This is a genomic window from Aquimarina sp. MAR_2010_214 (assembly GCF_002846555.1).
Classification (GTDB): Bacteria; Bacteroidota; Bacteroidia; order Flavobacteriales; family Flavobacteriaceae; genus Aquimarina.
In genome coordinates, this window is record NZ_PJMS01000001.1 from 2,092,681 (window position 1) to 2,115,833 (window position 23,153).

Here is a 23,153-nt window from a genome sequence, read left to right on the forward strand (position 1 = left end):
TTCGATTTCTATGACAATACCAAACGGTTTTCATAAAAAGATTTGTTTTTTATTAATGCCATTGCGATATGTATTAGTTTGTTTCTAACAGCATTGAGTACACTCATTTTGTTCTTACCTTCTTCTACTTTTCTCAAGTAAAAGTGTTTAAGATCGTTATCCATTCTTACTGCTCTCATAGCTGCCATTTGGAGCACGGATTTAAGTTGCATATCCGCCATTTTTGATACTCTTGGTTTTGTCTTTAGACTTGTTCCACTTTGTTGTTCGAATGGAACAACGCCAGCAAAACAAGCTAGTTTTCTCGGATTAGTCAATCGCACAAAACCATCAGTTTTCACAGCTAAAGTCCAAGCTGTAACTGATCCTATTCCTGGTATAGTTCTGATACGTTCTATGTCCTTTTTCAAAACAGAATCATTAGCTATCTCCTCTTTAATCAATTTTTCTATAGCCGCTATATGTTTATTAATCTGCTCAATTTCTTTTAAATTGATTTTCATTGAGGAACTTATTATTTTAGTCCTTTTAATTGTTTTAAGCTCCTTATTTTGTTGTTTAATAGCCTGTCTAGTTTTTACCTTATGTCTACGTTGGCTCATCAGTATTTTTATATTTTGTACAGCCTCACTTGTGGGCTTCCAGCAATCAAAATCTTGATAGTTCCTTTCAATAAAAGTAGCAATGCGCTTAGCATCAACTTTATCATTCTTACCACGAACTAAACCGATGCTTCGTTTAATGTGCTTAGGATCGATCACATAAACATTAAATGAATAATCCTTCAAAACTTCATATAAATTATAATTATAAAGACCAGTATTTTCCATTGCAATAAAGATCTCAGCATCTAAAGTAGTTATCTCCTTAAAGAGTTTTTTAATCGCTTTGATTTTATTTTCAATCTTAAAGAATGCTTCTGATTTCTGATCAACTAAACAAATATCTAATGTTTTTTTACTAATGTCAATTCCTAAATAAATACTTTTCATAATTTTACCTCTCTGAATGAAAAGAGCATTTTCATCATAACTCGACTCCTTGATAATGGGCTTAAAATCCCGAATTTCTATTAGAGATTGTTGATGAAAGAAAGAACTTAAGTCTAAATCGAACTATGAAGTTTACCCTTCTGAGTGTTATTAGTGTACTTAAGTTCTGCTCTTTTTTATTTCAATAAATATAATTATGCAAGTCTAAAGGAGTGCTTCGGCCAAAGGAAGATTGTACTTCATTCTATTTCGAAAAACCACTCGAATTGACGCTTTTTTATGCTATTAATTTCTAAATGCACAACAGGTTGTATTTATCGTAAGAAGTACTAAAAGAATCAAATGTGTTAAAATATTTTTTTAGAGTTTACAAAGAAGATATTTACGATACGCTAATTTTTAATTAGCACAATTACCTTCTCCTATAATTATAAAAATCTCGCCTTCCTTTTCTATTTTTATATTCAACTTCTTTGCCAATTCACCGAGGACTTTTTCGGTAGTTGCATTGCTAAAAGATCCATTGTATTTACAATCAAGTAAAGGGCTGCGTTTTAATCTGATTTTGGCATCAAAGTTTTCTCCTAAATCGTGAATGATTTGACTTACACTAGTGTTTTCATAATGTAGAGCACCAGTTTTCCGGGCAAATTGATTAGGAGATCTTTTAAGGAGAATAATTTCCTGGCTATTGATACTAAAACTTTGTCCCGATACTACATTTTGTTTTTTACCGGTTTTACGATGAATTATTTCTGCAGAACCTTCAATAAGGGTGATGTAATCAGCATCTTTTTCGGTAGCTATAGCAAAAGAATTTCCGCTTACCTGAACATTACAATGTTTTCCGTGTATAACGAATGGTTTTGATTCATTTTTCTGTATTGAAAAGAATATAGTACCAATGAGATCAACTCTTCGATAACTTTGAATTGAAGTATGGAAATTAACTTTACTGTTTTTTCTCATCACCATCATACTCGAATCAGGAAGTTTAATGTACTTAGTGCTTTTTGTTGAAGCATATTTTTCTGAAGCGATATAGGATACTCCAATAAATCCTTTTTCTTTACTTTCTTCGTCTGGTTCTAAAATGGTAGCGTCGATAGAAAAAATTTCTGTTTTGACTGTTTTTATAGGTTTAGAATCGGTATTGGATTCTACAGGCTTGATTTCAATAGTTTTTGGCTGCTCTTTTGTTTGGATTATGGTTTGATCATTTTTTGACTCAATAGAATCGATATTTTCTTTATGTGACGGAGTGATATCTGTTTTTTCTGAAGTAGTATCGTTCATTACATAATACAGTATAAATACTGCACAAAGTAATATGGCAATTACAGTTATTTCATACCAAGGAACATAATTACGTTTAACCTTTTGCTCCTGTACTGCATTGTATATGTCATCAAACCTATCCTTCGATGGTATAATCGAATCACTTTTAAATTTTGCTTGTAAAAGCGATTTTAAAAGGTCTTTATCATCTTTCATTTGTTACTCATTTAGGTTTTAAACGTTAAAACTTTACAACTCCATTATTCCTCATACGCTCTAATAGCTTTTTTCTTGCTCTGGTATAGTTAGATCTTGATGTGCTTTCTTTAATGCTAAGCATTTCACCTATTTCTTTATGAGAATACCCTTCTATGGCATAAAGATTCAGAACATAGCGATACTGATCTGGTAAATCATTAATCAAGATTCTTAGTTTCTCTATTGATATTTCTTGAGATAGATCCTCTTTTTCGGGTTCTTCTAGTTCCTGTATTTCATTTTTATTGATGAAATTTTCATGACCTACATGAATCGTTTTTTTCATTTTATGCCAATGATCAATGGCACAATTCACAACAATTCTTTCAATCCAACTTCCCAATGTTCCTTTATGGCGATACTTTTTAATGCCTTTAAACACTTTGATGAAAGCTTCTTGTACAATGTCCTCTGCATCAGATTGATTTATACAATAGCGAAGCCCCACCGCGATCATTCGCGGCGCAAAAGTATTGTATATTTTTTCCATGGCATCCCGATTACCCTTTTTACAGGCTTTTACTAGTCTGTCTTGTTCTTTTATATTCATGAATAAGGGTTAGTGCTTAACTCATATAATGTATAACCAAGAATATCGGGTTTCGCTGCGTATTAATTACACTTTTTTTATTAGTTGTATAAATAAAGTATAATCTAGGTTAAGGTAACAAAAGAATTTTGAAAAATAAAAACACTCTTTATACAACTATAATAAAGAGTGTTTTTTATTCGATTTACTTCTATAAAATGTGAAATTGTTCTATAAAATCCTATGGATATTATTTTAATAATGAATTTTGTGTCATCGCTTTGGGTTTTTCTATTCCCATAAGATCAAGAATTGTAGGAGCAATATCCCCTAAAACTCCATCATTCACTTTTATCTGATCGTTATCTATTAAAATAAAAGGAACGGGGTTAGTCGTATGAGCTGTATGTGGCGTACCATCTGGATTAATCATAGTTTCGCAATTACCGTGATCTGCAATCATAATAGTAGAATATTGATTTTCTAACCCGGCGGTTATTACATCTTTTACACATTGATCTACAGCTTCACAAGCTTTAATAGCAGCTTCCATTACTCCTGTATGTCCTACCATATCACCATTTGCAAAATTTAGACACACAAAATCGACATCGCCTTTTTGTAACTCTGGTATAAGGGCATCTCTCAGTTCATATGCACTCATTTCAGGTTTAAGATCATAGGTTGCTACCTTCGGAGAATTTCTTAATATTCTTGATTCTCCTTCAAAAGGTTCTTCTTGCCCTCCAGAAAAAAAGAAAGTTACATGTGGGTATTTTTCTGTTTCTGCAATACGAATTTGAGTTTTACCTGCTTTAGAAATGATTTCTCCTAGAGTTTCAGTAATATTATCTTTATTATAAATAACATTAACACCTTCAAAGTTTTCATCATAGTTAGTCATTGTAACATAATGTAAAGAAAGCTTGTGTGTATTATACTCGTGCATATCTTTTTGAGAAAGCATTTCGGTTAATTCTCTGCCTCGGTCTGTTCTGAAATTAAAGAAAATTACAACATCATCATCATGTATTGTGGCTACCGAAGTTCCGTTTTCTTGCAATATAATTGGTTTGATAAATTCATCTGTAATGTCATTATCATAACTATTTTGAATACTATCTATGGCATTGGTGCTGGTTTCACCAATTCCATTTACCAACAGGTCATAGGCTAATTTAACACGTTCCCACCTTTTGTCTCTATCCATGGCATAGTACCTCCCTACGATAGAAGCTAGTTTACCTGTAGTTTTGGACATATAATCCTGGATGTTTTTAATGTGAGTTTTACCAGATTTTGGATCTACATCACGACCGTCGGTAAATGCGTGAAGGAAAACATTTTTTAAATCATAAGAATGAGCTGCATCAAGTAGTCCTTTAATATGATTGATGTGAGAGTGAACTCCACCGTCACTTACCAGGCCAAGTAAATGAACATTTTTATTTTTTTCTTTAGCATATCGAAAAGCATCTAGAAGAACAGATTCATCTTTTAAAGTGTTGTTTTTGACAGCCATATTGATTTTGGCCAAATCCTGATATACAATTCTACCAGCCCCAAGGTTCATATGACCAACCTCACTATTCCCCATTTGCCCATCTGGTAAGCCAACATGAAGACCATCGGTACGCAATGAAGCATTAGGATAGTGAGTGTATAAACTATCGATATACGGAGTGTTTGCGTGATCGATGGCAGATACTTTGGGGTCAGGTGAGGTTCCCCACCCATCTAAGATCATCAGGATTACTTTTTTATTCATAATGTATTCTTAATTATGGTTTTTGGTTGGTTATTTTTTGAACTTATATCTCAAAAAAATGAAATAAGAAACAAAGTTACAACTTCGCTTACAAGCACACAAAAAGCCTATGTTATTCTTATGTAATTTATACCTTTTTGTAATATTAACTGACGTGCCGTTTTTATGAAATCATTAACGAATTTGTGTAGGGAAGGTTAAAAGTAAGTTATTCTTAAAATTATACTATTTTTTATGAGAATAATGTAATTCATTTGCGCCGTCAAATTTTGACATACCACAAATCAATAATGAATTTATAAAAATAAAAAAATGAAAAAGCTATCAATTTTAGTAATGTGTATGACGGTTGGTCTAGTTTTAGCAAATGATCCCGTAAAAAACCTTAAAACATATAAGGTTGCGAAAACAGAAATCATTAAAGTATCTCCTTTTTGTATTTCAATCGCTAAAGGCGACTATGAAATGGTGAAAAAAATGGTTGAGTTGGGAAGTGAAGTAAATAAATTTTCAGATGATATGACGCCTCTTATGTATGCAGCTCGTTATAATCGACTAGAGATCATAAAGCTTTTAGTTGCTAATGGAGCAAAAATCAATGTTAGAAATACAAAAGGTTATAACGCAATGAAATATGCAGAATTATCAGGAGCGAAAGAAGCTAAGACCTTGTTATTAGAGCTTAAGAAGAAATAATTAACTCAGAATTAGTTTTAAACCTATATAAACCCGTTTATCATTTTTATAATGGTAGACGGGTTTGTTCAATCAAAATGCATCGCTTTTATTAGAATATTTTGTTATGATAAAGTTAAAGTGATGTTATTTAGTATAGGGAGATGTAACAAAATATTGATTCTAGTGTCATACTATATAAATAAGTCAATCAAATAACTTAAAAATCAATTTTATCATGAAAAAAACAGTTTTAGCAACCCTATTAATTATGTGTATTACTTCTGTAAGTTTAGCTACAGAAACAAATGTGACTACTACTAGTCATAGTTATGATCTTACTGTATATAAAACAAGTCCGTTTTGTATGGCAATTGTAAAAGGAGATTTAGAAACCGTAAAAAAATTGATAGAACTCGGCAGCGATGTTAATAAAAAATCTGACGGGATGACACCTCTTATGTATGCCGCACGATATAATCGTACAGATATTATTGAAGTACTTGTGAAGAATGGAGCAAAAATCAAGACTAAAGATAGTAAAGGCTATACAGCAATGAAATTTGCAAAATTATCTAATGCCCAGGATGCAATAGATCTTTTGAAAAAATTATCATAAATTTTTGAAGCCATTGCTTGTTGATATCAACAGGCAATGGTTTTTTTATTGTGTACTACTATATTCTCGTATTGCGTCTTTGATTTTTTCTATACGATTTTCGGGATCAGGGTGGGAGCTTTGAAACTCAGGAACACGGTTAGGTCCAGCAGCGGCTTTTAGGATTTTCATCACGCCAATCATTTCTTCAGGATTGTAGCCCGAATTGATCATAAACAAAACGCCTAGTTTATCACTTTCTAATTCATCACCACGCCCATTTTTTAATAAAACATTTTGTCCAATACCGTTTACAATTCCTCCTGCATCTGCACCAACTGACGCTCCAGTAGATATAGTTTTCCAGAATTCATGCTCTGCTATTCTTTCTGCAGAATGTCGACCCAATACATGACCAATTTCATGACCTAATACACCTGCAACCTGATCTTCATTTTCTAATTTAGACAACAAAGCATAGGTTATAAATATTTGTCCTCCTGGAAGAGCAAAAGCATTAACAATATTTGGATCAGCTAATAAATGAAACTCATATTGGTAAGGAGTTTGTTTTGCCATACTCGAATTGACCAGTTTGTTTCCAATCATATCAATATAGCTTTGTAATTTTTGATCAGGGTATAATCCTCCATGTTGCTGGGCCATTTCAGGAGCACTTTGTAATCCAATTGCTATTTCCTGATCACTAGTCATATTAATGTTTTGTACTCTATCTGTGTAAGGATTTAGTGTTTTATTATTGCACTTTTTGAAAAATGCAAAGGCTATAATTGCTAAACCTATTAATATTCTGATTTTTAAGCCTCCACGTCTCATTATAAATTAATTTTAATATCAAAAACCTTAAAGTTAATAAATATAAAAGTTGCTTACTAATAAAATGAAAAAACACTTCTTAGCAAGCAACTACTAGAGGTACCGTTCTTAGTTAGAGAACGAGATTAGTGCTAACAATGCATAGTTGAGTTTGCAGAGTTTAACGGTAAAAAATTTGTGTATAATAGTATCTACCACTTTCATCTTTTATTGCGGCAATACCAGTATGAGTATAGTTACCTTCGATATTTTTTCTATGTCCATCACTATTTATCCATCCTGTTACAACACTCTGTGCATCGGGATAAAAGTTAGCTACATTTTCTGCCATTCCAGTGGCATTTTCTTTTTCTTGTAAAGTTTTAAATTTAGCATCAAAATTGTCATGATTAATAACACCTTTAGAAATCATATATCGCGTATGATCAGCCGCCAACTGCTCTGCAGTAGTATTTTTTGTCAATGCAGCTAATCCTTTGTTTTGTCGATATTCATTTACCAATTTTAAGATTTCGTCTGTAATCGAAATTTCATTTGGAGTTTCTGTACCTGGAGTCTCTGTACTTGGATTGTCATCATCCTTAGTACACGATAAAACTGTGCATAAAAGAATAAAAGCACAGCATTTAATCAAAGAAGTTTTCATTAGTATGGGGTCTTTATTTTAATAAATAACTAAAATAGTATAATTTTAGTATATAGAAGTCATCTTGACTTTTTGATTCGATTTGAAAAATCAAGATAACTTCTATTATATCTATAGTAGTTCTGGGTTAATATCAGATATGTTCTCTGTGATATATTGCTTAATAAAGTCTTCTGAGAAAAAGTTACTACCAAGTAAATTTACCTTTTTTAACTCTTTAGCGATATCTAGTTTTTGATATGCTTTTAACATAGGAATTGAGAGTGGTGCGTATGAATAATGCCAGGGTTCATATTTAAAACCTTTTCTATTTTCCTTATTTGTATATACAAGATAGAAACCAAAAGAGTTGGCATGTTTATCCATCCATTCTTTAAACTTGCAAAATGGGCCATCACCTTCAAAATTTTCGGCAAGAAGCAACCCTTTGGGTTGTGGAGCGTTACCATCTACAATATCTAAATCGGTACCCCAGTGATGTCTGGATGTACCGGGAATGGTAGAATATTCTATAATCTTTTGTATTGCCTTAATAGGGGATAATCCTTGTGTTGTGAATTTTTTGTATTTACGTTCCCAGATTCGGTTCTGGTGTGCATAGTTTCTGTAGCTGGAAACAACTTTTATTTTAAACCCACTTTTTAGTGCTTCAGTCTTCATTTTAAGAAAAGCTTCATAAGCGTCTTTACGAAGCTTATATCCATCACCAAAAAGTGATGGATTACTTTTTCCCATTAAATCATCTTTAGAGAATTCTGACTGAAGCATAGAAAATGATGATAATGAAACTCCAATCACCCCCAAGGCACTAATACTAATAAAATCTCTTCTTACCATAGGTGTCTGATTAGAATTATATGATTTCTGGATACATTATTCCAGAATTCCATCTATAATACCGTACTCTAGTGATTCTTGAGCGTCCATCCAATAATCACGATTAAAGTCCTTAAGCACTTTCTCAACATCTTGCCCACAGTTATCAGCAAGGATTTGAGCACTTAGCTCTTTAGTCTTAAGAATTTCTGCTGCCTGAATTTCTATATTAGAAGCTTGCCCTCTAGCACCACCACTTGGTTGGTGGATCATAACTTTTGCATGAGGTTGAATAAATCTACGACCTTTTTCACCTACACTTAGAAGAATTGATCCCATAGACGCAGCTAATCCAGTACAAATAGTAGAAACTGGGCTTTTTAAGCTTTTAATAGTATCATACATTGCAAATCCTGATGTAACATATCCTCCGGGACTATTAATATATAACTTGATTTCTTTGTTACTTATCATATCCAGATACATAAGCCTATCGATTACATGTTTAGCCGACTTATCATCTACCTGTCCCCAAAGAAATACACTACGTTCTTCCAGAAATTTTTTATCGATCAGATCTTGTGTTTTTCCTGATTTTGCTTTCATCTTTATATTTTTTATTCTTTTAGACTTGTTTGTAATACTTAATAAAGATGTTATAAATAGCCAAGAAAATAATATAATTGGCAGATTATTTCTTTTTTAAGGATTCTTTACATCTTTGAGATAAAAGTATAATTATTTTTGCAGAAAAGCATCATATGGATTTAGCATTTCACAAAATTTTAGAAGAGGACTTTGATATCGTTTTACCATTACTTCAGAAATTGATGAATAATCAATTTTCTGATATTGTTTTAACACAAAGGTTTAGTGAAATGTTTGAACAGAATTATGAGTGTTGGGGAGTATATTTAGATAAAAAAATAATTGGCTTTTTTGGGTTATGGTTTATGACGCGTCATTATGTAGGTAGATCATGTGAGCCTGATCATGTATATATTGATGAAGAGAATAGAGGTGAAGGGATAGGGAGGAAGGTATTTAATTGGATATATGAATATGCAAAGAGTAGGGGATGTGAAGCTTCTGAACTAAATAGTTATGTAGTGAATTATCCTTCACATAAATTCTACCTTAATGAAGGATATGAAATATGGGCACATCATTTTGTGAAAAAGTTATAAATGCTAAAAATCTATTACAGTGAAATAGAATATGCGATCTATTCTATCTCCTAAATAATCCGTAATGTTAACATCAAAACGATTTGTTGTCTGATTTAATACTGTTGCTGCCATATCACGATCATTTTGACGACCTATTGTTAATTGTACAATATAGTTGGCAGTAGATCTGGTTGTTCCAAGTGTAACTCTGTACCTTCCAAGATTAATTCTCGTAACTGTAGCTCCATTAATTCTTAAAGCATTACCGTTTGCTGCAACTTTACCCATTGCTTTTACAGGACTATCGAAAAAAGCTCCACTATCGGTGCCTACTGTAATATCATTATTAGTGTCTGTGCTTACAATTCCTCCTGCACTAGATCCAGCACTATTATTTATTTGTTGCCAATTGGTACCATCACTTTTTATCCATAATACAGATTCACTTCCGATAATAGTCTGGTTTGAATTGGTAAGATCACGATACGTACTAATAGTTCTGTTTGCATTGGTACTATTTTTGAGAATGTAAATTCTACCCTCACAAGTATTGGCATTTGGTAGTGTTATGTTATGCGCTCCTGTGATGTGAATAGTATGATGATTTTCGGTTAAGGTTAGATTTCCGGTAGTACTGGTTATCGAAGTTGAAAAAGACCCTTCAAGTTGTAAAGTAGAGTTTGCTATATTAAACCCAGTGTTAGATGGATCATCATAGCCAGTGTCGACAGGAACTTCTTGCGGGTTTAAGTTAATACCAAACCTTGTGGTGGCATCTGCAGTGTTGTTACTTCCTTGTACTCTAAAAAACTCTCGATGAAACTGGCCACGGCTATAATGGTATCTTTTAAATACAATAGGTTCATTACCATCATCACCAATAATAAATTCTAATTTCCCATCATTTGCAGGGCCTGCAGAACCTATTTCAAACAGGTCCGTTCCTCCAGTACTTCCTTTTAGACGAAAACTTCCATTTGTTGTTGTAAAGAACATTGGTTTATAAAAATCAGCTCCTGAAGCAGCAAACTGAAGTGCAGATGTAGTACCGTCTCCATTAATATGTACCATGGGTTGATCATTATCGGTATAGTCAGGGTAGGCTTGCGTTAACCCTAAAGTTTGCCTTCTGCCAAATTGTAATAATGGTAGGTTGTTGGATCGGATTTCCATTTTTACATCATCAGTATGACCTAAAAAGGAGGTAGCGGGTAATCCAGTATTACCATCTACTAACCAATTATCATTAGTGGTAGATACCCAATTAGTACCATCAAAAACAAATATTTTACTTTCTTCTAAGTTGTATAAAATTGCTCCTGTAGCGGCAGCGGTTACGCCATTCATTTCTACATTAGTAGCAGCTGTCGGAAGACCCATTACAGAAAATTCATCGATCTGAGAAAAAATAATTCTAGGTAGAATTAGTAAGAGAATAAGTACTGTTTTCTTCATATAACACTAGTTTTTAGGTGGTAATGTCATAAAAAAATGACTTTACTTGATCTGAAGTTAACCATTTATTATTTTATAGGTACAGTGAGTTTGTACTTTTTTTTAGAATAGACCTTTTTTATTTTGAGAAAGTGGTGTTGTATTGGTCGGTTAAAATTAAGACTCTTAGAGAAACATAATCTTATACATTAATATATAAGTATCCAGAACGATCTTTTTGACCTTCAATTTTTAAGATATAATAATATGTACCTACCGGTAATTGTTCATCCTGTGCAATTGTAGTTCTACCTTCAGAATAACCTCCCCATGAGTTATCATATCCTTTTTTACGGTATACTTCAACTCCCCATCTATTAAAGATTATTACTTCATTGTTAGAAAATTGTTCAATACCTTGAATGATAAAAGTATCATTAACTCCATCACCATTCGGAGAAACTGCTGTAAATATTTCCAGATCACCGTCTAATATGATATCAGAAGAACCAAACGTAAGAATAACATAATTATCAGGAATCATTAGTTCTGAAGTGATTTCTCCATTATTTAAATCCCCAGAAGCTGTAAAGTTCCCTAAACTAACCCACTGTTGTAGATTTCTATCCCATCCTACAACTCTAAGGTCCTCTAGCTCATCAACAAGAGTAGGGATATTACTGTTGTCATCCCAGGTAAGAGTTACTCTAGTTTCTACATCTCCATCAAGATCCCAAAATTCAAAAGAGCTCACACCAAATAATACATTACTAAAATTATCAGTATTAAAACTAGTAGAGAAAAAATTAGGAGTATTTGGGTTTTCAAAGAAATATGCACCTCGCGCTGTGTTTACAGCTGCTTGATTTTCGATACGCATAGGACGTAATCTATAATCATCTCCAATAGGGAAAGTAAAATCTAATATTCCGGTGATAGAAGAATATCCATCTACATATCGATCATCATTTTCACCCAAATATGGAGCGTCATTTATGTAATCTAAAGAAACATTAAGTCTATCTCTCGGAGTTTGTACTCTTCCGTTTATAAATTCCTGAAAATTGGTCACACCAACAGCAACATCCAACAGCAAATCGTCTACAACATCAATTTCCATATTGTGAAATATGGGGCGATTATCACCTGATACATTAAGGCTACCTGTAGGATTATAAAATCCTGCTAGACCTAAATTTTGGTCAAACGTACCATCGTTAATTAAATCAGTGTGGAAACCAACTTCACCTTGATCGTGAATTTGAATATTCCCATAGTTATGAAAAGCTTGCTGGGCTATAGTAACTTGGGCCAGAAAGCATACGATAATAAAAATTATTCTATCCATAGTTATATTGGGGTAATACTGTTGTTACGGTTTAACAGTAAATATGTTATGGCAAATATATTCTTTTTTAGCAAAAAAACACTACTTTTTCACGACAAAATGCAATTATTTATCGGTGAAATGCATTTTTAGTTCGGTAAACGGTATGATTTTGTTGAAAAGTTACATATTCTTAAAAAATAAACATTTTGACAAAGCAAACATAAGAAAATAAATAGACTGATGTGTAGATTTTATTGAATTAATATAAATTATGATAATATGGTACGAATTATATGTTCTTTATCATAATTTTGTGATATTTTCCTTTAACAATTGATGGTGGATTTGATTGATTTTCTTTGAAGTACTTAAGTTGATTCTTTAGATATCGGTATTACATTTCAAAATAAGTCAAATACAAAGTGAAATGAATCTATTTCTCTTAAAATTATTCTATTTTTTTACTGATATTAATTTGGCTTTATTCGATATGTGATTTTCCTATTGGTTATTACTGTTTTGACAATCACATTAAGTGTTCCAGTAGTTGTTCCTGCTAGAGGAATATTCTGATCATTCGAAATATCACCAGACGATACAGTGTTGTCAAAAGTTCCTACCGCGGTTCCTATTACATCAAATGTAAAAGTACAAGAATTACCTGCCGGTAGACTTACTCCTGAAATAGAAAAATTATCAGAACCAGGTACAGAGGTTATGGTTCCACCACAAGATGAGGTTCCATCTGGCGAAGTTGATATTGCCATTCCTGAGGGTAAATTATCTGTTAGTGACAAATTTGTAAGATCTACTCCGGTAGTAGGATTTTCTATAGTTATAGTTACTGTCGATTCCTCACCATATCCAATTGTTGCAGGAGAAAAATCTTTACTTGCTACTGCAGGAAAAGCAACTTCTGTAGAAAGTGCAAAAACTCCTCCCCAAATACCTTCGTTAGCACTCCCAAGGTCTACATTTAAAGTTGTTGCATTGTTCGGAACCAAACCAGTAGCATCAAAAATATCAATATCCATTCCCCAGTTAAAATTCAAATTAGGGTTTCTTCCACCAATATCTACTCCAAATTTAGAGATTGTACTATTCAATGTATTGTTGGCAGGATTTAGAACGTTAGAAAGAACGGTTCCATTTATAGATACAAAATCTCCTGCTAGATTTGCTTCACCATCAAAAGCGAAATATCCCGCATCTGTATCAAAAGCTCCTATAGATGGAGTTAGTAAACCCGTAACCGTAAAAGTGTCATTAGCTCCAAATCCAAAAAAATCAAAACCATCCCATATACTTACACTCCGTGTGATATCTGAAGGGTCTTCATAAATAATTACCATGGTCCATCCACCAAAAGGCCCGGTGAAGGCACTACCGGTGATTAATGGAATATCCGCAACAGTATAAGTTCCTGATCCTGCTGTTTGCACAACCGAGGTCACATCTGCAAAAGACATAAATGTATTCCATCCTGCAAATGAACCAGTTTCAATATTTGTTACTCCAGCGTTAACCGATGTATATGCCCCTGCTCCAGGTTCTCTAAACTGTACTTGCTGTAGATTCAAAGAAGGATCTGGGTTTGTTATTCCACCAAAGGTTGAGTTATATGAACCACCCCAATACAATCCAGCCCAAGCTACAGTTGCTCCCGGGGGTAAAGTGAAATTTGCACTACTTGAATTTATGGTAGTACCATCTACACTGGCATAACCCATAACCACACTAGGATTATTAGATGTAGGAGTTCCTGGGCAATTTGCTGTACAAATAAGATTTGTATTTCCAATCATATCAAAATTACCTCTGACATTGATCGTAATTCGTTCTTCATAAGGTCTAGGATTGTCTATTTCAACATCGACAATAGTACCTATTCCTTGATCTGTAATGTTAACCGAAGGATCACTTACATTAGAAAAATTAATGAAATAGGTTTCATCTCCCTCTGTACTAATGTCATCCAATATTGGAACAGTTATACTTTCTGTATCACCAATAGTTCCCGAAAATGATAAGGTCCCACTTGTTGTTGTGTAATCTGCTCCAGCAGTTGCAGAGTTATTAGCAGTAGTAAAATCAACAGTAAAACCACTTGCTGTATCTATGCCTGTATGTGTAATCGTAAATGTTGCTGTTCCTGCATTTTCATCAACTGAAACATCATTTATAGATATTTCAGGTATTGGTTGGATAATATCAAATGTAAGAGTGGTATTTGTTATAAAATTTGGGAATGACTCTAGAATTAATACTCCATCTTGATATACTCGTATATAACTACCAGCTCCATTCCATCCATCACCAAACCAATCCTCTAATAGCAATGTGTATCCAGTTCCATATGGTACACTTACATAAGCTTGCGGAGTACCAATATTATTATAAGATGTATTTGAAGCTCCATTAAAACAATCAGCAGGATTACAAATTGTAGGTGCTATTGTAGTACTTGAAGGATCTCTAAAAGTAACTCTGTTTTCAGAAGACCATGCTTGCCAGTTAACCTCAATTTCTATCAATGCTTGAGAATAGGAAACATAACTACCAAATACTAACGTACATAGTAAGGTAAGAAATCTGATATGTAGATGTTTTTTCATTAAGGTTTTAGTGATATAGGTTTATTTAACAACAAATACTACATTGATTAATGAATTAAAATCTAACGGCTGACCAATAACAGTATAAGTTAAAACTCCATTAGCATCTATACTCATGGTCCCAGTGTTAAAAACAGCTGGATCGGCAAAAGTAACATAGTAATGCAATTCATTTGCAGCATATACAGGTATATCCGGAGCTGCAGGGCTAGTTGCAGTAGGAGAAGAAAACTGTGCAGTATATTGATTATAAAGATTTAATGTAAATGTACCATTCGTTGCCACAGGAACCTCAATAGATGGAGGGTAAAATACTCTTGCAGCTCCTGATGTAATAGGGGCAATAGCTTGTATAACTTGCTGCACATTAGTTTCAAGAGTTGGAGTGGTTTCGCCACTTTCATCAACATCAATAGGAGTTGTCAGATTTACTTCAGAATCTAATTGGTCATCAGTACTTCTTTGCCACCCTGTGCTAGTAAATCGATAAATCTCTTGATCATTCAAATTAAAAACTACAGAGCCTATACTAGGGCCAATAATTGCATTTATTTCAGCTAAATCAGTAGCGGTGGGTAATCCTATTAATGCACCAGCATCACCTGTACCAATTTGTGCAAACATGCCAGTAGATAATATGAATGAGAAAGCTATTAGGGGTAATTTTTTCATTTTTAATAGTATTACGCTTTTCCTTACTTTAATTTGTTTAGATACTTGATCTAGTTTTATTAAATGATGAGTAAAACAATTAAGTTAAAAATCAAGTACAGTAAACATGAATTCTAGATCTATATCATCTTTTTGATTAGTCCCATTGTCGCTATCTCCTATATTAACTCTAAATCCGGCCGTAGTTTGACTATAATATGTGATACCAGGATCATCATAGTCTGCTCCGGTATTACCAGGGCAATCACCTCCACAATCTATGATTGCTAATTGAATGATATAATTATCATCCGGCATTGGAGTTGTAAATGTTATCTGATAATCACCTTCATTTATTCTAGAAACGGTTGCATTTGATATTTTAGCAGCAGTTCCATTACCAGCGACTTTCCCCATCGCTTTTACAGGACTAATAAAGAACGCTCCACCATCAGTTCCTGCTGTTACTTGATTATTGGCATCTGTACTTACAACACTTAGGTTAATTGTATTTCCACCACTTATAGAGACATTACCTGGAGTCCCATCGGTAGAAAGTGTTTGATCATCTGTTGCAGGGTCACCTTGCGCACCAGTTGCTCCAGTAGCACCTGTATTACCAGTAGGTCCTTGCGCACCGGTTGCTCCAGTTGCACCTGTATTACCTGTTGGTCCTTGTGCACCGGTTGCACCAGTGGCACCTGTATTACCTGTTGGTCCTTGTGCACCGGTTGCTCCAGTGGCACCTGTATTACCAGTAGGTCCTTGCGCACCGGTTGCTCCAGTGGCACCTGTATTACCAGTTGCTCCTTGCGCACCGGTTGCTCCAGTGGCACCTGTATTCCCTGTTGGTCCTTGTGCACCGGTTGCTCCAGTGGCACCCGTGTTTCCTGTAGGTCCTTGCGCACCGGTTGCTCCAGTGGCACCCGTGTTTCCTGTTGGTCCTTGCGCTCCTGTTGCTCCAGTGGCACCTGTATTACCAGTTGCTCCTTGCGCACCAGTTGCTCCAGTGGCACCCGTGTTTCCTGTAGGTCCTTGCGCACCGGTTGCTCCAGTGGCACCCGTGTTTCCTGTTGGTCCTTGTGCTCCAGTATTTCCTTGTGCACCGGTTGCTCCAGTGGCACCTGTATTTCCTGTTGGTCCTTGCGCTCCTGTTGCACCAGTAGCACCTGTATTACCAGTAGGTCCTTGCGCTCCTGTTGCTCCAGTGGCACCTGTATTACCTGTAGGTCCTTGCGCTCCTGTTGCTCCAGTGGCACCCGTGTTTCCTGTTGGTCCTTGTGCTCCAGTATTTCCTTGTGCACCAGTTGCTCCAGTAGCACCTGTATTACCAGTAGGTCCTTGTGCACCGGTTGCTCCAGTGGCACCTGTATTTCCTGTTGGTCCTTGCGCTCCTGTTGCACCAGTAGCACCTGTATTTCCTGTTGGTCCTTGTGCACCGGTTGCTCCAGTAGCACCTGTATTTCCTGTTGGTCCTTGTGCACCGGTTGCTCCAGTGGCACCTGTATTACCTGTTGGTCCTTGTGCACCGGTTGCTCCAGTAGCACCTGTATTACCAGTAGGTCCTTGTGCACCAGTTGCTCCAGTTGCACCTGTGTTTCCTGTTGGTCCTTGTGCTCCTGTTGCTCCAGTGGCACCTGTATTTCCAGTAGGTCCTTGTGCACCGGTTGCTCCAGTAGCACCTGTATTTCCTGTTGGTCCTTGTGCTCCTGTTGCTCCAGTTGCACCTGTATTTCCTGTAGGTCCTTGTGCACCGGTTGCTCCAGTGGCACCTGTGTTTCCTGTTGATCCTTGTGCACCGGTTGCTCCAGTGGCACCTGTATTTCCTGTTGGTCCTTGTGCACCTGTTGCTCCAGTTACACCTGTATTACCAGTAGGTCCTTGTGCACCGGTTGCTCCAGTGGCACCTGTATTCCCTGTTGGTCCTTGCGCTCCTGTTGCACCAGTAGCACCTGTGTTTCCTGTTGGTCCTTGTGCACCGGTTGCTCCAGTGGCACCTGTATTTCCTGTTGCTCCTTGTGCTCCAGTTGCTCCAGTGGCACCTGTATTTCCAGTAGGTCCTTGTGCTCCTGTTGCACCAGTAGCACCTGTATTACCAGTTGGTCCTTGTGCACCGGTTGCTCCAGTGGCACCTGTATTTCCTGTTGGTCCTTGTGCTCCTGTTGCTCCAGTGGCACCTGTATTTCCTGTTGGTCCTTGTGCACCGGTTGCTCCAGTGGCACCTGTATTACCTGTTGGTCCTTGTGCACCGGTTGCTCCAGTGGCACCTGTATTACCAGTTGGTCCTTGTGCACCGGTTGCTCCAGTGGCACCTGTATTTCCTGTTGCTCCAGTGGCACCTGTATTTCCTGTTGGTCCTTGCGCTCCTGTTGCACCAGTAGCACCTGTATTACCAGTTGGTCCTTGCGCTCCGGTTGCTCCAGTGGCACCTGTATTACCAGTTGGTCCTTGTGCACCGGTTGCTCCAGTTGCACCTGTATTACCTGTAGGTCCTTGCGCTCCTGTTGCTCCAGTGGCACCTGTGTTTCCTGTTGGTCCTTGTGCACCAGTTGCTCCAGTGGCACCTGTATTACCAGTAGGTCCTTGTGCTCCTGTTGCTCCTGTTGCTCCAGTGGCACCTGTATTTCCTGTTGGTCCTTGTGCACCGGTTGCTCCAGTGGCACCAGTATTACCAGTTGGTCCTTGTGCACCGGTTGCTCCAGTGGCACCTGTATTTCCTGTTGGTCCTTGTGCACCGGTTGCTCCAGTGGCACCTGTGTTTCCTGTTGGTCCTTGTGCACCAGTTGCTCCAGTGGCACCTGTGTTTCCTGTTGGTCCTTGTGCACCAGTTGCTCCAGTGGCACCTGTATTTCCTGTTGGTCCTTGTGCACCGGTTGCTCCAGTGGCACCTGTATTTCCTGTTGCTCCAGTGGCACCTGTATTTCCTGTTGGTCCTTGCGCTCCTGTTGCACCAGTAGCACCTGTATTACCTGTTGGTCCTTGTGCACCTGTTGCTCCAGTAGCACCTGTATTTCCTGTTGGTCCTTGTGCACCGGTTGCTCCAGTGGCACCTGTGTTTCCTGTTGCTCCTTGTGCTCCAGTTGCTCCAGTGGCACCTGTATTTCCAGTAGGTCCTTGTGCTCCTGTTGCTCCAGTGGCACCCGTGTTTCCTGTTGGTCCTTGTGCTCCAGTATTTCCTTGTGCACCAGTTGCTCCAGTAGCACCTGTATTTCCTGTAGGTCCTTGTGCACCAGTTGCTCCAGTGGCACCTGTATTTCCTGTTGGTCCTTGCGCACCAGTATTTCCTTGCACACCAGTTGCTCCAGTAGCACCTGTATTACCTGTTGGTCCTTGTGCACCTGTTGCTCCAGTGGCACCTGTATTTCCTGTTGGTCCTTGTGCACCGGTTGCTCCAGTGGCACCCGTGTTTCCTGTAGGTCCTTGCGCTCCTGTTGCACCAGTAGCACCTGTGTTTCCTGTTGGTCCTTGTGCACCGGTTGCTCCAGTGGCACCTGTATTTCCTGTTGGTCCTTGTGCTCCAGTTGCTCCAGTGGCACCTGTATTTCCAGTAGGTCCTTGTGCTCCTGTTGCTCCAGTGGCACCCGTGTTTCCTGTTGGTCCTTGTGCTCCAGTATTTCCTTGTGCACCAGTTGCTCCAGTAGCACCTGTATTTCCTGTAGGTCCTTGTGCACCAGTTGCTCCAGTGGCACCTGTATTTCCTGTTGGTCCTTGCGCACCAGTATTTCCTTGCACACCAGTTGCTCCAGTAGCACCTGTATTACCTGTTGGTCCTTGTGCACCTGTTGCTCCAGTGGCACCTGTATTTCCTGTTGGTCCTTGTGCACCGGTTGCTCCAGTGGCACCCGTGTTTCCTGTAGGTCCTTGCGCTCCTGTTGCACCAGTAGCACCTGTGTTTCCTGTTGGTCCTTGTGCACCGGTTGCTCCAGTGGCACCTGTATTTCCTGTTGGTCCTTGTGCTCCAGTTGCTCCAGTGGCACCTGTGTTTCCTGTTGGTCCTTGTGCACCTGTCGCTCCAGTAGCACCTGTATTCCCTGTTGGTCCTTGTGCACCTGTTGCTCCAGTGGCACCTGTATTTCCTGTTGGTCCTTGTGCACCAGTAGCACCTGTATTTCCAGTAGGTCCTTGTGCACCAGTTGCTCCAGTGGCACCTGTATTTCCAGTAGGTCCTTGTGCTCCAGTTGCTCCAGTGGCACCTGTATTCCCTGTTGGTCCTTGTGCACCAGTTGCTCCAGTGGCACCTGTATTTCCAGTAGGTCCTTGTGCTCCAGTTGCTCCAGTGGCACCTGTGTTTCCTGTTGGTCCTTGTGCACCGGTTGCTCCAGTGGCACCTGTATTTCCTGTTGGTCCTTGTGTTCCTGTTGCTCCAGTGGCACCTGTATTCCCTGTTGGTCCTTGTGTTCCTGTTGCTCCAGTGGCACCTGTATTCCCTGTTGGTCCTTGCGCACCGGTTGCTCCAGTGGCACCTGTATTTCCTGTTGGTCCTTGTGCACCGGTTGCTCCAGTGGCACCTGTGTTTCCTGTTGGTCCTTGTGCACCGGTTGCTCCAGTGGCACCCGTGTTTCCTGTAGGTCCTTGTGCTCCAGTATTTCCTTGTGCACCGGTTGCTCCAGTGGCACCTGTATTTCCTGTTGGTCCTTGTGCTCCAGTTGCTCCAGTGGCACCCGTGTTTCCTGTAGGTCCTTGTGCTCCAGTATTTCCTTGCGCACCAGTTGCTCCAGTGGCACCTGTATTTCCTGTTGGTCCTTGCGCACCAGTATTTCCTTGCACACCAGTTGCTCCAGTAGCACCTGTATTACCTGTTGGTCCTTGTGCACCGGTTGCTCCAGTGGCACCCGTGTTTCCTGTAGGTCCTTGCGCTCCTGTTGCACCAGTAGCACCTGTGTTTCCTGTTGCTCCTTGTGCACCGGTTGCTCCAGTGGCACCTGTATTTCCTGTTGGTCCTTGCGCACCAGTTGCTCCAGTGGCACCTGTATTTCCTGTTGGTCCTTGCGCACCAGTATTTCCTTGCACACCAGTTGCTCCAGTAGCACCTGTATTACCTGTTGGTCCTTGTGCACCGGTTGCTCCAGTGGCACCCGTGTTTCCTGTAGGTCCTTGCGCTCCTGTTGCACCAGTAGCACCTGTGTTTCCTGTTGCTCCTTGTGCACCGGTTGCTCCAGTGGCACCTGTATTTCCTGTTGGTCCTTGTGCTCCAGTTGCTCCAGTGGCACCTGTGTTTCCTGTTGCTCCTTGTGCACCTGTCGCTCCAGTAGCACCTGTATTTCCTGTTGCTCCAGTGGCACCTGTATTTCCTGTTGGTCCTTGTGCACCAGTTGCTCCAGTGGCACCTGTATTTCCTGTTGGTCCTTGTGCTCCAGTGGCACCTGTATTCCCTGTTGGTCCTTGTGCACCAGTTGCTCCAGTGGCACCTGTATTTCCAGTAGGTCCTTGTGCACCAGTTGCTCCAGTGGCACCTGTGTTTCCTGTTGGTCCTTGTGCACCGGTTGCTCCAGTGGCACCTATATTTCCTGTTGGTCCTTGTGTTCCTGTTGCTCCAGTGGCACCTGTATTCCCTGTTGGTCCTTGCGCACCGGTTGCTCCAGTGGCACCTGTATTTCCTGTTGGTCCTTGTGCACCGGTTGCTCCAGTGGCACCTGTATTTCCTGTTGGTCCTTGTGCACCGGTTGCTCCAGTGGCACCCGTGTTTCCTGTAGGTCCTTGTGCTCCAGTATTTCCTTGTGCACCGGTTGCTCCAATGGCACCTGTATTTCCTGTTGGTCCTTGTGCTCCAGTTGCTCCAGTGGCACCCGTGTTTCCTGTAGGTCCTTGCGCTCCTGTTGCACCAGTAGCACCTGTGTTTCCTGTTGGTCCTTGTGCACCAGTTGCTCCAGTGGCACCTGTATTTCCTGTTGGTCCTTGCGCACCAGTTGCTCCAGTAGCACCTGTGTTTCCTGTTGGTCCTTGTGCACCAGTTGCTCCAGTGGCACCTGTATTTCCTGTTGGTCCTTGCGCACCAGTTGCTCCAGTGGCACCTGTATTTCCTGTTGCTCCAGTTGCACCTGTATTTCCTGTTGGTCCTTGTGCACCGGTTGCTCCAGTAGCACCTGTATTACCAGTAGGTCCTTGTGCACCAGTTGCTCCAGTTACACCTGTATTACCAGTAGGTCCTTGTGCACCGGTTGCTCCAGTGGCACCTGTATTTCCTGTTGGTCCTTGTGCTCCAGTTGCTCCAGTGGCACCTGTATTTCCAGTAGGTCCTTGTGCTCCAGTTGCTCCAGTGGCACCCGTGTTTCCTGTAGGTCCTTGCGCTCCTGTTGCACCAGTAGCACCTGTGTTTCCTGTTGGTCCTTGTGCACCGGTTGCTCCAGTGGCACCTGTATTACCTGTTGGTCCTTGTGCACCGGTTGCTCCAGTGGCACCTGTATTTCCTGTTGGTCCTTGTGCACCTGTGTTTCCTGTTGGTCCTTGCGCACCAGTATTTCCTTGTGCTCCAGTGGCACCCGTGTTTCCTGTTGGTCCTTGTGCACCGGTTGCTCCAGTGGCACCTGTATTTCCAGTAGGTCCTTGTGCACCTGTTGCTCCAGTAGCACCTGTATTTCCTGTTGGTCCTTGTGCACCTGTTGCTCCAGTAGCACCTGTATTCCCTGTTGGTCCTTGCGCTCCAGTTGCTCCAGTGGCACCTGTATTTCCAGTAGGTCCTTGTGCACCTGTTGCTCCAGTGGCACCTGTATTTCCTGTTGGTCCTTGTGCTCCTGTTGCTCCTGTTGCTCCAGTAGCACCTGTGTTACCAGTAGATCCTTGTGCACCAGTTGCACCTGTATTTCCTGTTGGTCCTTGTGCACCAGTTGCTCCAGTAGCACCTGTATTTCCTGTTGCTCCTTGCGCACCGGTTGCTCCAGTGGCACCTGTATTTCCTGTTGGTCCTTGTGCACCGGTCGGTCCTATAGGGCCTGCTGATATTAGAGAAGATAAATCAACAGATCCTCCATCTTCCAAACTTAAAATGTTTGTCGTAGGGTTAAAAGATAGTTGTTGATCATCATTGCCGGTACATAGACTAGACCAGCTATTATTGTTATATTGAAAGACGCAATTGACAGTTGTGTTGTATGCTAATGCTCCATTTAATGGAGTCATTGCATTCATTTGAGTTGTAGTAACTCTAGTGAGAACGAATGTCTTATTACTACTTTCCAATTCTAAAATAGAAAAAGAATCTATTTGATTGGGGTTATCACCAACTTTGACCTGAGCCTGAGCAGTTGCTAAAGATAAAAATAAGATTATGAGGGGTAATTTTATCTTCATATTTTACGTTTTATTTATAATTAAAACTCAAATAAATTACTGTTTAACCATAATCGGTATATGGTTAAAACAGCTTTCATTTTTTTTTGGCATAAATATAAATTGATATTTTCTTAAAATGTTATCAATTAGGCAAATATACTATTTTTTCGACAAAAAACAATTTTTACCGTTAAAATGCACATAAAAAAATGTTTAGAATCATTTTTTGTTAAAAATTAACTTGAATTTATCATAAATAAATATTTATTTATTTTCTAGTTTAGAAGA

Annotated in this window: 16 protein-coding genes; 3 read left to right on the forward strand and 13 right to left on the reverse strand. The window is 39.0% G+C overall.

Going from position 1 to position 23,153, the window contains the following annotated elements; all coding sequences use genetic code 11:
• Positions 1 to 8: 8 nt before the first annotated feature.
• The 4 genes from ATE84_RS08780 to gpmI form a co-directional block, all read right to left on the reverse strand.
• The gene (locus ATE84_RS08780; RefSeq protein WP_101447607.1) at positions 9 to 992 is read right to left on the reverse strand and encodes an IS110 family transposase; all 984 of its coding nucleotides are present in this window, start codon (positions 990 to 992) and stop codon (positions 9 to 11) included.
• Positions 993 to 1,391: 399 nt separating this feature from the next.
• A complete protein-coding gene (locus ATE84_RS08785) occupies positions 1,392 to 2,486 on the reverse strand; it encodes a FecR family protein (protein ID WP_101447608.1) in 1,095 nt (364 codons plus the stop codon).
• 25 nt (positions 2,487 to 2,511) lie between these two features.
• A complete protein-coding gene (locus tag ATE84_RS08790) occupies positions 2,512 to 3,078 on the reverse strand; it encodes an RNA polymerase sigma factor (RefSeq protein WP_101447609.1) in 567 nt (188 codons plus the stop codon).
• Positions 3,079 to 3,307: 229 nt separating this feature from the next.
• A complete protein-coding gene (gene gpmI, locus ATE84_RS08795; protein ID WP_101447610.1) occupies positions 3,308 to 4,825 on the reverse strand; it encodes a 2,3-bisphosphoglycerate-independent phosphoglycerate mutase in 1,518 nt (505 codons plus the stop codon).
• 312 nt (positions 4,826 to 5,137) lie between these two features.
• On the opposite strand from gpmI, the gene ATE84_RS08800 reads away from it, so the two are divergent.
• Together ATE84_RS08800 and ATE84_RS08805 are read left to right on the forward strand one after the other, a co-directional pair.
• Positions 5,138 to 5,521: an ankyrin repeat domain-containing protein gene (locus ATE84_RS08800; protein WP_101447611.1), complete on the forward strand. Its 384-nt coding sequence runs from the start codon at positions 5,138 to 5,140 to the stop codon at positions 5,519 to 5,521.
• 217 nt (positions 5,522 to 5,738) lie between these two features.
• A complete protein-coding gene (locus ATE84_RS08805; RefSeq protein ID WP_101447612.1) occupies positions 5,739 to 6,119 on the forward strand; it encodes an ankyrin repeat domain-containing protein in 381 nt (126 codons plus the stop codon).
• Between the two features lie 45 nt (positions 6,120 to 6,164).
• On the opposite strand, the gene ATE84_RS08810 is transcribed toward ATE84_RS08805, so the two are convergent.
• From ATE84_RS08810 to ATE84_RS08825, 4 genes are all read right to left on the reverse strand, one after another.
• Positions 6,165 to 6,935, reverse strand: coding sequence for a M48 family metalloprotease (locus tag ATE84_RS08810; RefSeq protein ID WP_101447613.1), 771 nt, complete (start codon positions 6,933 to 6,935; stop codon positions 6,165 to 6,167).
• A gap of 160 nt (positions 6,936 to 7,095) precedes the next feature.
• Entirely contained in the window at positions 7,096 to 7,581 is a 486-nt protein-coding gene (locus ATE84_RS08815) for a CAP domain-containing protein (RefSeq protein WP_101447614.1), read from the reverse strand.
• A 111-nt stretch (positions 7,582 to 7,692) separates the two neighbouring features.
• A complete protein-coding gene (locus tag ATE84_RS08820; RefSeq protein WP_101447615.1) occupies positions 7,693 to 8,418 on the reverse strand; it encodes a M15 family metallopeptidase in 726 nt (241 codons plus the stop codon).
• 36 nt (positions 8,419 to 8,454) lie between these two features.
• On the reverse strand, positions 8,455 to 9,039 hold the full coding sequence (locus ATE84_RS08825) for a ClpP family protease (protein ID WP_255412053.1): 585 nt from the start codon (positions 9,037 to 9,039) through the stop codon (positions 8,455 to 8,457).
• A gap of 119 nt (positions 9,040 to 9,158) precedes the next feature.
• On the opposite strand from ATE84_RS08825, the gene ATE84_RS08830 reads away from it, so the two are divergent.
• A complete protein-coding gene (locus tag ATE84_RS08830) occupies positions 9,159 to 9,584 on the forward strand; it encodes a GNAT family N-acetyltransferase (RefSeq protein ID WP_101447617.1) in 426 nt (141 codons plus the stop codon).
• A 3-nt stretch (positions 9,585 to 9,587) separates the two neighbouring features.
• Here the strand turns inward: ATE84_RS08830 and ATE84_RS08835 are convergent, their stop codons facing one another.
• From ATE84_RS08835 to ATE84_RS08855, 5 genes are all read right to left on the reverse strand, one after another.
• Positions 9,588 to 11,021, reverse strand: coding sequence for a hypothetical protein (locus ATE84_RS08835; RefSeq protein ID WP_101447618.1), 1,434 nt, complete (start codon positions 11,019 to 11,021; stop codon positions 9,588 to 9,590).
• Between the two features lie 181 nt (positions 11,022 to 11,202).
• Positions 11,203 to 12,348: a gliding motility-associated C-terminal domain-containing protein gene (locus tag ATE84_RS08840; RefSeq protein ID WP_101447619.1), complete on the reverse strand. Its 1,146-nt coding sequence runs from the start codon at positions 12,346 to 12,348 to the stop codon at positions 11,203 to 11,205.
• A gap of 452 nt (positions 12,349 to 12,800) precedes the next feature.
• Positions 12,801 to 14,945: a Calx-beta domain-containing protein gene (locus ATE84_RS08845; RefSeq protein ID WP_101447620.1), complete on the reverse strand. Its 2,145-nt coding sequence runs from the start codon at positions 14,943 to 14,945 to the stop codon at positions 12,801 to 12,803.
• Between the two features lie 21 nt (positions 14,946 to 14,966).
• Positions 14,967 to 15,617 carry a hypothetical protein gene (locus ATE84_RS08850; protein ID WP_233195773.1) on the reverse strand — a complete coding sequence of 217 codons (651 nt, stop codon included), beginning with the start codon at positions 15,615 to 15,617 and terminating at the stop codon, positions 14,967 to 14,969.
• Between the two features lie 84 nt (positions 15,618 to 15,701).
• Positions 15,702 to 22,883, reverse strand: coding sequence for a hypothetical protein (locus ATE84_RS08855; protein WP_199176866.1), 7,182 nt, complete (start codon positions 22,881 to 22,883; stop codon positions 15,702 to 15,704).
• Between the last annotated feature and the right edge of the window lie 270 nt (positions 22,884 to 23,153).